General features: G+C 37.8%; 10 protein-coding genes and 1 pseudogene. 8 read left to right on the forward strand and 3 right to left on the reverse strand.

Going from position 1 to position 11,211, the window contains the following annotated elements:
- The 5 genes and pseudogenes from ADF68_RS11360 to ADF68_RS01880 form a co-directional block, all read left to right on the forward strand.
- Nucleotides 1-121 (forward strand): annotated as a pseudogene (locus ADF68_RS11360) (restriction endonuclease subunit S); the annotation flags it as partial.
- Between the two features lie 28 nt (nucleotides 122-149).
- On the forward strand, nucleotides 150-3,500 hold the full coding sequence (locus ADF68_RS01865; RefSeq protein WP_049548405.1) for a DEAD/DEAH box helicase family protein: 3,351 nt from the start codon (nucleotides 150-152) through the stop codon (nucleotides 3,498-3,500).
- 19 nt (nucleotides 3,501-3,519) lie between these two features.
- Entirely contained in the window at nucleotides 3,520-4,296 is a 777-nt protein-coding gene (locus ADF68_RS01870) for a nucleotidyltransferase domain-containing protein (RefSeq protein WP_049548406.1), read from the forward strand.
- An 8-nt stretch (nucleotides 4,297-4,304) separates the two neighbouring features.
- The gene (locus tag ADF68_RS01875; protein ID WP_049548407.1) at nucleotides 4,305-5,357 is read left to right on the forward strand and encodes a hypothetical protein; all 1,053 of its coding nucleotides are present in this window, start codon (nucleotides 4,305-4,307) and stop codon (nucleotides 5,355-5,357) included.
- Nucleotides 5,358-5,374: 17 nt separating this feature from the next.
- The gene (locus ADF68_RS01880; protein WP_049548408.1) at nucleotides 5,375-5,986 is read left to right on the forward strand and encodes a tetratricopeptide repeat protein; all 612 of its coding nucleotides are present in this window, start codon (nucleotides 5,375-5,377) and stop codon (nucleotides 5,984-5,986) included.
- A 17-nt stretch (nucleotides 5,987-6,003) separates the two neighbouring features.
- Here ADF68_RS01880 and ADF68_RS01885 read toward each other — a convergent pair whose 3' ends face one another.
- Genes ADF68_RS01885 through ADF68_RS11555 form a run of 3 tightly spaced genes read right to left on the reverse strand, consistent with a single transcriptional unit; the run spans nucleotide 6,004 to nucleotide 7,853 of the window.
- Nucleotides 6,004-6,819 (reverse strand): TIGR03943 family putative permease subunit, encoded by an 816-nt coding sequence (locus tag ADF68_RS01885; protein WP_049548409.1) that lies wholly within the window; start codon nucleotides 6,817-6,819, stop codon nucleotides 6,004-6,006.
- Nucleotides 6,816-7,721, reverse strand: a complete 906-nt coding sequence (locus tag ADF68_RS01890; RefSeq protein ID WP_049548410.1) for a permease — start codon at nucleotides 7,719-7,721, stop codon at nucleotides 6,816-6,818. The genes ADF68_RS01885 and ADF68_RS01890 overlap by 4 nt, the downstream gene beginning before the upstream one ends.
- Nucleotides 7,722-7,853, reverse strand: a complete 132-nt coding sequence (locus tag ADF68_RS11555) for an SPJ_0845 family protein (protein ID WP_000268695.1) — start codon at nucleotides 7,851-7,853, stop codon at nucleotides 7,722-7,724.
- Between the two features lie 155 nt (nucleotides 7,854-8,008).
- Between ADF68_RS11555 and ADF68_RS01900 the strand changes: the two genes are divergently transcribed.
- Genes ADF68_RS01900 through ADF68_RS01910 form a run of 3 tightly spaced genes read left to right on the forward strand, consistent with a single transcriptional unit; the run spans nucleotide 8,009 to nucleotide 10,907 of the window.
- Nucleotides 8,009-10,138, forward strand: a complete 2,130-nt coding sequence (locus ADF68_RS01900; protein ID WP_049548411.1) for a Tex family protein — start codon at nucleotides 8,009-8,011, stop codon at nucleotides 10,136-10,138.
- A complete protein-coding gene (locus tag ADF68_RS01905; protein ID WP_049548412.1) occupies nucleotides 10,125-10,574 on the forward strand; it encodes a SprT family protein in 450 nt (149 codons plus the stop codon). Before ADF68_RS01900 ends, ADF68_RS01905 begins: the two co-directional genes overlap by 14 nt.
- A 60-nt stretch (nucleotides 10,575-10,634) precedes the next feature.
- Nucleotides 10,635-10,907, forward strand: a complete 273-nt coding sequence (locus ADF68_RS01910; RefSeq protein ID WP_049548413.1) for a PspC domain-containing protein — start codon at nucleotides 10,635-10,637, stop codon at nucleotides 10,905-10,907.
- The last annotated feature ends 304 nt before the right edge of the window (nucleotides 10,908-11,211 follow it).

Genomic DNA, 11,211 nt, shown 5'->3' on the forward strand with positions numbered 1-11,211 from the left:
CCCCCCTCTTTCCCTACAAAACGAGTTCGCAGACTTTGTGGCTCAGGTTGACAAATCACAATTTACTTGTCAGATGGCTATAAAACTGTGGAGAAATAGCTTAAAATCTAGTATAATATAGCTATCTATTTAATCAAAGTGAGAGAAAAATGGGAAATTTTGATTTTCTTTTAAATAACAAGGAGTATGAATCTTTTTCGAGGCCCTGTATAGAAGCTGAGAATATGATTGGGACATCCACTGTAGCGACAGCTTTCATGGCGCGTCGTGCCTTGGAGCAGGCTGTTCATTGGATTTATAGCCATGATTCTTATTTGGAAGCCCCTTATCGTGCTACCTTGTCTTCATTAGTTTGGGATGATGACTTTAGAGAAATCGTAGATCCAGAGCTTCATAGTCAGATGGTTCTCTTGATACGCTGGGGCAATCATGCTGCTCATGGTGGGGAGATCAAGGAACGTGAAGCGATTTTAGCCTTACATCATTTGTACCAGTTCGTAAACTTTATTGATTACTGCTATAGCAATGAGTTTGTGGAACGTTTTTTTGACGAGAAGTTATTGCCAATTTCAGAGAATGTCAAGGAAAGAGAAACACCACAAGCCATGGTGGAACTGCAAGACAGTTTACCTGTTATGCCTGACTTTCATGAACTAATGGCTGTACAGTCCTTGGAAGTTCAAGAGAATTATACAGAAAAACGTGAAACTGCTGCTCAACGGCAAGAGGTTTCCTTTCATATCGATCAGTTATCTGAGGCTGAGACAAGAAAACTTTTTATTGACATTGATTTACGATTAGCGGGTTGGAAATTTGAAGAAAATTGTCGAGTTGAAGTCGCTGTTAATGGACTGAAACACGGATCGGGAACAGGTTATTGTGATTATGTCCTTTATGGTAAAAATGGAAAGATTTTAGCAATTATTGAAGCTAAAAAGGCTGCAGTGAATCCAGAAGTCGGTGAAGTACAAGTTAAGGAATATGCTAAAGCGCTAGAGGAAAAAATAGGTTACCAACCGATTTGTTTTATTACAAATGGCCTCAAGCACTACATTCTTGATGGTGTAAATCGTCGCCAGGTTGCAGGATTCTATTCTCAAGAAGAATTGCAATTATTGATGGACAGACGACATTTGCAAAAACCACTTGAGGATATTTCTAGTAAAATCAGAGACGATATCTCTGGACGATATTACCAGAAACATGCGATTGCAAGTGTTTGTGAGGCTTTTTCTAACAATCGAAGACAAGCTCTTTTGGTAATGGCAACTGGTTCTGGGAAAACTCGAACAGCAGTCTCTCTTGTTGATATCCTATCACGTCACAATTGGGTCAAAAATATTCTCTTTCTAGCTGACCGGACATCTCTTGTAAAACAAGCCTATGATTCATTTAGGAAATTACTTCCTGATCTTTCGGTTTGTAACTTTTTAGAGGATAAAGCTGGGGCACGATCAAGTCGTATGGTTTTTTCTACTTATCCGACCATGATTGGAGCTATTAGTGATCAGGAAGAAGTCATTCAACGCCCTTTTACTGTTGGTCATTTTGATCTTATCATTATTGACGAGTCCCACCGCTCTATTTATCAAAAATATAAGACAATTTTTGATTATTTTGATGCTAGAATCGTAGGCTTAACGGCCACACCTCGTCAGGATCTTGATAAAAACACTTATGGATTTTTTAACTTGGAGAATGGTGTTCCTACCTATGCTTATGATCTTGAAGAGGCTGTTGAGGATGGCTACTTGGTATCCTATCATTCGATTGAAACCAAGTTAGAATTACCTACAGATGGGCTTCATTACGATGATCTATCCCAAGAAGATAAAGAATATTTTGATAGCCAATTTGAAGATGATAGTCTAGAAAAAGACATTGATGCTGGAGCTTTTAATTCCTTTATTTTTAATAAAGGTACAGTAGAGATTGTTCTAGATGAACTAATGACGAGAGGGATTCAGACGGCTTCGGGTGATGAGATTGGAAAAACTATCATCTTTGCCAAGAATCATCATCATGCTGAATTTATTAGAGAGATTTTTAATAAACGATATCCTGAAAAGGGGAGCGACTATGCTCAGGTGATTGATTATAGTATTAAACATTATCAGACCTTGATTGATGATTTTAAAATCAAAGAGAAATATCCTCAAATTGCAATTTCAGTTGATATGCTTGATACAGGTATTGATGTCCCAGAGGTTGTCAATTTAGTCTTTTTCAAGAAAGTTCGCTCAAAAACAAAATTTTGGCAGATGATTGGTCGTGGAACGCGTCTCTGTAAAGATTTGTTTGGACCTGATCAGGATAAGGAAAACTTCTTGGTATTTGATTATGGTGACAACTTTGAATACTTTAAAGCAGATCCTAGAGAAGGAAATGGACGTCATATTGTTCCCTTGGCACAGCGTTTGTTTAATATCAAGGTGGACTTGATTCGTGAACTGCAAGACCTTCACTATCAAGAGGATCCATTTGCAAGAGAGTATCGTCAGCAACTCGTCTCAGAACTTCATAGTCATGTAGAGGACTTGAATGAGTTAGACTTTAGAGTTCGTATGGTCTTAGATATGGTTTATACCTATAAGAAATTAGAAAATTGGCAAAATCTTACAACGATTTCATGTGAAAATCTTCATAGTCATATCTCCCCTCTCATATTTGATGAAGATAATGAAAATGAAATGGCGAGACGCTTTGATTTATGGATGTTAGAAATTCAAGTCGGACAATTGACCTCTAAGCCATCAAGGACTCATATATCTCAAGTTATGAAAACTGCTCAGGCCCTTGCTTCTGTTGGTAATATCCCTCAGGTCTTTGCACAGGCAGAAATTATCAGGAAAGTACAAGAACCTGAATTTTGGGAGGAAGTAAGCTTGTCTGAACTTGAAAAAATACGCCTTTCTCTAAGAGATTTATTGCAATTCTTAGATAAAACGAATCGAAAGGTATATTATGTCAATTTTGAAGATCGAATTCTTTCTACTGTATATGAAACCACTCCTTATTTGCAGGTAAATGATCTTCGATCCTATAACGAAAAAGTTGAGCATTATTTGAAAGCTCATTTGGATGAGGAAGCAATTTCTAAATTGTATCATAACAAGAAGTTGACTGCACAAGATTTATTAGCATTAGAAACTCTATTATGGGAAAAATTAGGAAGTAAAACTGACTATCAGCAACACTATGAAAACAAGGCTATTCCTAGATTGGTGCGGGAGATTATTGGTTTGAATAGAGAGGCTGCTAATCAAGTGTTTTCTAAGTTCTTGTCAGATGAAAGCCTTAATGCTAAGCAAATTTCTTTTGTGAAATTGATTGTCGATTATGTCGTTGAAAATGGGTATATGGATAAGTCGATGCTGACACAAGAACCGTTTAAATCTTATGGATCCGTACAAGTACTATTTCAACATCAAATACCAATATTGAGGAATATTGTCCAAACAATTGACTTAATCAATAATCGTGCCGAAGAAGTAGCTTGAATATAGAAATAGAACTACCATGCAAACACAAGAAGAAATGAATGTGCTAGTACCTGAAAAACTAGCAGAAATTGAGCGTGATTATGATGTTACAGTATTGTGGGCAATTGAGTCTGGTAGTCGCGCTTGGGGCTTTGAGTCTCCTGATAGTGATTTTGATGTACGTTTTGTATACAAGCACAAGCAAGATTTTTATCTAAGCTTGAACGATCATCGCGATGTCATCGAACTACCAATTGACGATACATGGGATGTGAGTGGCTGGGATTTGGACAAGGCTTTAAAGTTGCTTTATAAGTCAAATCCAACCCTCTTTGAGTGGTTACAGTCGCCAATCGTTTACCAGCAAGACGAAGGCTTTATTGACCGTATCCGTCCGCTTGTTAGTCAGTATTTTTCTGAGAAAAAGATGCTCCACCATTACTTGAATACTGCTAGAACTCAAATGAATAAGTATCTTTCAGGAGATAAGGTAAAACCTAAAAAGTATTTCTATGCACTTCGTCCTATTTTAGCTTGTCGTTGGATTGAAAAATATCATTCTGTTCCACCGATTTTGTTTGATGATTTGGTCAAAGAACTCCTCCCTGATGAAATGAAAGAGCATGTGTCTAGATTGCTTGATATAAAGGTAAAGGGACCTGAAGGTATGGAAATTGAGCCGATAGAGCCAATTCAGGACTTTATCATCAAAAATATCCAAGAGCTGGATGACTACGTCCAAAGTGTTACAGAGGAAAAGAAAGACTGGAAAGCTCTCAATCAATTTTTCCTTGAAGAATTAAGTCGTGACTGAGGTTAATTATGGGAAAATGGACTTGTAGATGTGGTCAAGCAATGAACGACCACCAAGCGCCTGATCCAAATGCTTATTCGGTTTATTCGGATGAGTTATTAGTAGAAATTATGAATAAAAAAGATGGTAATGATACAATTTCCTATGAAGACATTTCAGAGGCTTCATTCTATATGTGGAAATGCCCAAATTGTGGTAGTTTTATGGTCTTTGGTGAAGAGGATAATAAAGATTGTTTCACTTTTTATGAGTGCCAGACCAGTGCAAAAGCAGAACCACTTTTCGATCCTGATCAAGAGTTAAATATTGTAGTTGTTGAGTTTCAAGAAGGTGGAAATGGTTATACTTATATCTGTGACGACCCAACTATTCATGTCGGGCATGGTGTGATTGTTCCAACCGGGAAGGAAAATACTGAAAAAACTGCTTTAGTTGTCCAGAAGTATCATGCCCTACCAAAGGATATCACTTTTCCCGTCGAAAAGTTAAAACGTGTCATTCGTAGGTATACAGATTTTGATCCACTGACTTCTACAATAGTTTGTGCAAATCTAGTTAAACATGGAAGGATTTTAGATGCTTGCTTGAAAAAAGTAAAAGTAGATTCTAAACAAATTTACCATGCAATCAAAACTCCCTTGGGACACTTTTGGTTAGAGTTAAATGGAGTTCCTATTCCAATGAAAATCTCACAAATACAAGCCAGAGATAAAAAGTATCAGGTGGATGGTGCCTTTTATATTAAGCCCGCCAAAGTAAACTATAGAAAATTCTTTACTCTAGAGTTATGTGCAGATTTTGATATTGACGCCTCTCGTTGGATTGACGTTCTATCAGATGAAAATGTTTGGGGGAATACCTGGGAACTGAATGGGCTTCAATTTGGAATTACTGCAGGAGAGTCTCCAGAATTTGAAGATGAAGTAGTTGCAAGAAAATTTAGCCGTATCCCACTTTATTATGACTGGCATCCAGAATTTGAAGACTATTATGGCTTCAGTATAGCCTGGAAAAAATACGAGTCTGATAGTGATTTGTCGATTGATTTCTATACCACATAAGCTAGAGGAGAATAAGCATGAATCAAGCCTGGGAATTATTGTTTGAGGGGAAGATTGAAGAGGCCAAGAAATTAGTCTCAGAAACTTTCTCGTTAGAAACTTGCAAGGATTACAGCCTTCTCAATTTGCTGGGTTATATCAAGCTCTTTGAAAAAGACTATAAAGAAGCTTTACTGATTTATCAAAAATATCTTGAAATAGCAATATCAAGTCAAGATAAAGAAAATGAACATATAGGCTATCACCAGTTAGCCATGGTTTATCGTGAAATGAATGACTATCAAACAGCTCTTAACTATATCAATAAAGAGCGAGAAATTATTGAAGATTCTTTTTCAGAGGATGCACTCAAATCTTCTGTCAATAATTATGAGCAAGGTTATTTACGATTAAAACTAGGGGAAATAACAAAAGCAATCATGTATATGGAACAGTCCTTAAAGCAAGCATTACAAACGGATGATCTGATAGCTCAAGCCTGTTCCTATAGAGGTTTAGGTGAGATTTATTCTGCTGAAAATTCAGAAAAATCGCAAGAGAATTTTTTACAAGCTATCGAACTTTTTGAAAAAGCTGACGATCAGATCGGTGCACGAGAAGTTAAAACCTTACTAAACAAGAAAAAGTAGCCCGCTAAGGCTACTTTTTAAAATTCTTTGTAAACATAAGGATTCTCTGGTTTGTCTACTTTGATGAAGGACTGGACTTCAAGGGTTGGGAGGACTTGGTTGAGTTCTTTGTGGTAGTGATTGCTAATCTTGCCTTTGACTTTCACCCAAGTGTTATTTTCGTACTGATTGGTATTTCCTGTAGTCAAAAGTCCAAAAACTCCTGAATCAGCGATACAGTGCATAATACCAAAGCGAAAAACAAATTGACTATTGGTATGATTTGGATCGTTGTAGACAAAACCAGTAAACTCTATTTCCTTGCCTTCAAATTCATTTGGATAATCATAGATAGCTTCCATGACCTCCAGGTAATTTTCATCATTGATAACTATACTAGAGTGAGCTAAGTATTTATCAGCACTCTTCCGAATAATATTTTCATGAGCTGCTTGTGAATAAAAGCGACTGGTATCCGGCTTAAGAAACTGACTGCTCGTTCCTTCACTTGCTTGGATTGCCTTGTCAGTTCCTTCCGACAAAGGGAAATAATATCCTTTTGCCGATACTGTTTGTGAATCCAGAGTGACAGTTGGAAATGTAAATCCAACTAACAAGGGCAAACATAAGAGGACAAAACTAGCAAGCTTGGCTGAAAAACTGTGCAAGTGACTATGTTCTTTCAAACGCTTGAGAGAAATATAAGCTTGAACAATAGCTAGTAACAATGACAAAACCATAGTGATATAAGCCAGATAAGAGTAGTGGAGGTTTATATACTGATTGAGCTTACCTGATAGATGCAGATAAAGGGTTAAGATAAAATAGCCAAATAAGATAAAAAATCGAATCATAGCATCACCCCGACTAGATAAGAATAGACAAGAACAACAAGAGTTACAATTGTCATGAATTGCCAAATAAAGCGAGTTTTCAGATAATTCTTCATCATGAGGAGGTTCTTGACATCAAGCATGGGACCTATAACCAGAAAGGCAAGCACTGGAGAAAAGCCAAAACTAGAGAGAAGCGAAGAGCCAATAAAGGCATCCGCTTCACTACAGAGTGATAGAAGGAAGGACAAGACCATCAGAAGAACAATCGCAAGTAGTGGTGTTGCGCTGATAGATGTCAGAACCCGAGTTGGAACATAGACCTGGACTATACTTGCAAAAAGACAGCCAAAAACCAAGTAACGTCCCATATCAAAGAATTCATCAATAGCTTGAATGAATACCTGAAGGATTTTTTGACTTTTAGTCAAGTGAGAAAAATCATGCTCATGACAAGCCAATCTATTTTCCTTTTGAATAGGTTCTTCCCAGAAAAATCCAAGAAAGATACCCAATATAGTAGCAACTAGAATCGCGCCCAAAGCTCTTAGAAGAACCATTTGAATTGAATTGCCAAAGGCTGAATAAGTCGCAAAAAGTACGATAGGATTGATGATAGGAGCCGTTACTAGAAAAGGTACCGCTGTATAGCTAGGAACCTTCTTTTCTAAAAAACGATTGATGATAGGAACGATTCCACATTCGCAAGAAGGGAAGAGGAAACCGATGAAGCTACCAAAAAAGATTCTCCCCAAACGATTTTTAGGGAGAAATTTATAAACCTTCTCAGGTGTGACATAGACTTCAATGGCACCAGAGATGATGCTACCGATTAAGACAAAGGGTAAAGCTTCAATGATAATTGAAAGAAAAATGGCGCCAGCTTGTAGCACACTAGAAGGTAAACTTTGAAAGAGTGTCATCTATTTTTTCTTTTCTGCCTTATCTTTCTTTTCTTTGTCATCTGGGAAAGTCACTTGCTTCAAGTCAGGTAGTTTAGCAAATTCTTCGAACATCTTATCTAAGTCATCAGTTTTTGTAAATTTAACAGCCATAAGGCATACCTCGATTCTTTTAGTTAACACTATTATACTATTATTTCTAAGAAATAGTTGGATTTTAAAATAAACATGGCTTTTATCTTTATAAAGTTGAAATAAAGCAACAAATTAATGAAAACAAGCTTTCGCGCTTATGGTATAATAGTTTCATGGATAAAAAATATGAAAAAATTTCCCAAGATTTGGGTGTAACTTTAAAGCAGATTGATACTGTCTTGTCTTTGACAGCAGAAGGAGCAACTATCCCCTTTATAGCCCGTTATCGGAAAGATATGACCGGAAGTCTAGATGAGGTAGCCATTAAGGCTATTATTGACCTCGATAAGAGTTTAACTGCTCTAAATGATCGTAAGGAAGCGGTCTTAGCAAAAATAAAAGAGCAAGGCAAGCTAACTAAGGAGTTAGAAGAAGCAATTCTATCAGCTGAAAAACTCGCAGATGTAGAAGAACTCTATCTTCCCTATAAGGAGAAACGTCGGACCAAGGCAACGATTGCGCGTGAGGCTGGACTTTTTCCACTTGCTCGCTTGATTTTACAAAATGTTTCTGACCTAGAAAAAAAAGCAGAAGCATTTGTCTGTGAAGGTTTCGAGACTCCTCAAGAAGCCTTGGCTGGGGCTGTAGACATCTTGGTTGAAGCACTATCTGAGGATGTTCATTTACGTTCAATGACATATCAAGAGGTACTTAGACGCTCTAAGATTACTTCTCAAGTCAAAGATGAGAGTCTTGATGAAAAACAAGTGTTTCAGATTTATTACGATTTCTCAGAAACAGTTGCAAACATGCAAGGCTACCGTACGCTTGCCCTTAATCGTGGTGAGAAGCTAGGCATTTTGAAAATTGGCTTTGAGCATGCGACTGATCGTATTCTATCTTTCTTTGCTTCTCGTTTTAAGGTTAAGAATGCTTATATAGACGAAGTTATTCAGCAATCTGTTAAGAAAAAAGTATTACCAGCTATTGAGCGTCGTATTCGCACTGAACTAACAGAGAAGGCAGAAGAAGGAGCTATCCAACTCTTCTCTGAAAACCTTCGAAATCTTCTCCTTGTTGCTCCTCTTAAAGGGCGCGTGGTCCTTGGATTTGACCCTGCCTTTCGTACAGGTGCCAAGCTTGCAGTCGTTGATGCGACTGGGAAGATGCTGACAACACAGGTCATTTATCCCGTCAAACCAGCTTCAGCTCGTCAGATTGAAGAAGCAAAGAGAGATTTGGCAGATTTGATTGGCCAATACGGTGTGGAAATCATTGCTATAGGCAATGGTACTGCTAGTCGTGAGAGCGAAGCCTTTGTAGCTGAAGTACTTAAAGATTTTCCAGAGGTCAGCTATGTCATTGTCAATGAGAGTGGGGCATCTGTCTACTCAGCTAGTGAACTTGCTCGTCAAGAGTTTCCAGAACTAACCGTTGAGAAACGTTCTGCTATTTCGATTGCTCGTCGCTTGCAAGACCCACTTGCTGAATTGGTTAAAATTGATCCCAAATCCATAGGTGTCGGTCAATATCAGCACGATGTTAGTCAGAAAAAACTGTCTGAAAGTCTTGACTTTGTTGTTGATACAGTAGTTAACCAAGTCGGTGTCAATGTCAATACAGCTAGTCCAGCCTTACTTTCGCACGTAGCTGGGCTTAACAAAACTATTTCAGAAAATATTGTTAAGTATCGTGAAGAAGAAGGAAAAATCACCTCACGAGCTCAAATCAAGAAAGTCCCTCGTCTAGGTGCTAAGGCCTTTGAACAGGCTGCAGGATTCCTCCGTATCCCTGAAAGTAGCAATATCCTTGACAATACAGGTGTTCACCCAGAAAACTATGCTGCTGTTAAGGAACTCTTCAAACGTTTGGACATTAAAGACCTAAATGAAGAAGCACAAGCCAAACTCAAATCTATTTCAATCAAGGAAATGGCCCAAGAACTAGACCTCGGTCAAGAAACCCTTAAAGATATTATTGCAGATCTTTTAAAACCAGGACGTGATTTCCGTGATTCTTTTGATGCTCCAGTCCTTCGTCAGGATGTCTTGGATATCAAAGACTTAAAAGTTGGCCAGAAGCTTGAGGGCGTTGTTCGTAACGTCGTTGACTTCGGTGCCTTTGTTGACATTGGTATTCACGAGGATGGCCTGATTCATATCTCTCACATGAGCAAGAAATTCATCAAACATCCGAGTCAAGTCGTTTCAGTTGGTGATTTGGTAACCGTTTGGGTGAAGAAGATTGATGTCCAACGAGAAAAAGTAAATCTGTCGCTCCTTGCACCAGATGAATCTAACTAATTACGTTAAACAAGTTTCTTTAGAAGACTTTGGGAAACCTTTCAAACACCAAGCTCAATGGAATACTCGCCTACGGTCGACAGGTGGGCGATTCTTTCCAAAGGATGGGCATTTGGATTTTAATCCAAAAGTCTATCAAGAACTTGGTTTAGAGGTTTTTCGGAAAATTGTCCGTCACGAACTCTGTCATTATCATCTATACTATGAGGGCAAGGGGTATAAACATAAAGATGTAGCCTTTAAGAAACTGTTAAAAGAAGTGGACGGGCTCCGCTTTGTTCCTCCCTTATCAAGTGTTAATCAAACACCAGCTCTAGTCTATACTTGTCAGACTTGTCACCAAACCTATCAACGAAAGCGACGAATTGATACTAAACGTTATCGTTGTGGTCTTTGTCGTGGCAAACTTATCCTACAAAATCCGCCTAAGGACTGATGCAAGCAGTTTTTATTTCATGTTATACTTATTACAAGAATACCGAAAGAGGTACAAATCATGAATAGAAAATTTTATAAAATGAGACGAAATCGTATGATATCAGGAGTACTTGCTGGACTATCTGATAAATGGGATCTTGATGTCACCCTTGTGCGCTTCATTTTTGCTATCTTTACAATCGCAAACTTTGGACTTGGAATCATCATCTACATCATCTTAGCCTCTATCTTGCCAACAAAGGAAGATATCGAAGCAGAAATGTACGGAACAGGACCACGTAAGATTAAAGAGGCTGAACCAATCGATGATAATGAAGGTTGGTTTTGGTAACCATATTACCATTCATTTGAAGTATTAAACCCTTGTAGTATCAAGGGTTTTTCTTTTGCTTAAAAATTTGTGGTAAACTAATAGTAGTTCATATCAAAAAAATAATCCAATCTTACAAAAATGTAAGATTACAGACCTCTTTTGTAAGGTTATGTTATGGAACCAACTCTTTTTTTAGAGTACACTTATATCAGAAAGATAAAGTAGCAATACTATGAAAACAATTTTACAAAAGAAACAAACAAGTAAGCCGAGTCCAAAGGATATCGAGCGAGTTCAAATCGGCATCGAAATGATGCAAGCT

The organism is Streptococcus pseudopneumoniae (assembly GCF_001068775.1).
Taxonomy (GTDB): domain Bacteria; phylum Bacillota; class Bacilli; order Lactobacillales; family Streptococcaceae; genus Streptococcus; species Streptococcus pseudopneumoniae_N.

Bases quoted from the DNA above. Each gene is read 5' to 3' on its own strand.
- ADF68_RS01900 (WP_049548411.1), top strand. From the start codon at position 8,009: ATGGATAAAAAATATGAAAAAATTTCCCAAGATTTGGGTGTAACTTTA.
- ADF68_RS01880 (WP_049548408.1), top strand. From the start codon at position 5,375: ATGAATCAAGCCTGGGAATTATTGTTTGAGGGGAAGATTGAAGAGGCC.
- ADF68_RS01885 (WP_049548409.1), bottom strand. From the start codon at position 6,819: ATGATTCGATTTTTTATCTTATTTGGCTATTTTATCTTAACCCTTTAT.
- ADF68_RS01870 (WP_049548406.1), top strand. From the start codon at position 3,520: ATGCAAACACAAGAAGAAATGAATGTGCTAGTACCTGAAAAACTAGCA.
- ADF68_RS01910 (WP_049548413.1), top strand. From the start codon at position 10,635: ATGAATAGAAAATTTTATAAAATGAGACGAAATCGTATGATATCAGGA.
- ADF68_RS11555 (WP_000268695.1), bottom strand. From the start codon at position 7,853: ATGGCTGTTAAATTTACAAAAACTGATGACTTAGATAAGATGTTCGAA.
- ADF68_RS01905 (WP_049548412.1), top strand. From the start codon at position 10,125: ATGAATCTAACTAATTACGTTAAACAAGTTTCTTTAGAAGACTTTGGG.
- ADF68_RS01875 (WP_049548407.1), top strand. From the start codon at position 4,305: ATGGGAAAATGGACTTGTAGATGTGGTCAAGCAATGAACGACCACCAA.
- ADF68_RS01865 (WP_049548405.1), top strand. From the start codon at position 150: ATGGGAAATTTTGATTTTCTTTTAAATAACAAGGAGTATGAATCTTTT.
- ADF68_RS01890 (WP_049548410.1), bottom strand. From the start codon at position 7,721: ATGACACTCTTTCAAAGTTTACCTTCTAGTGTGCTACAAGCTGGCGCC.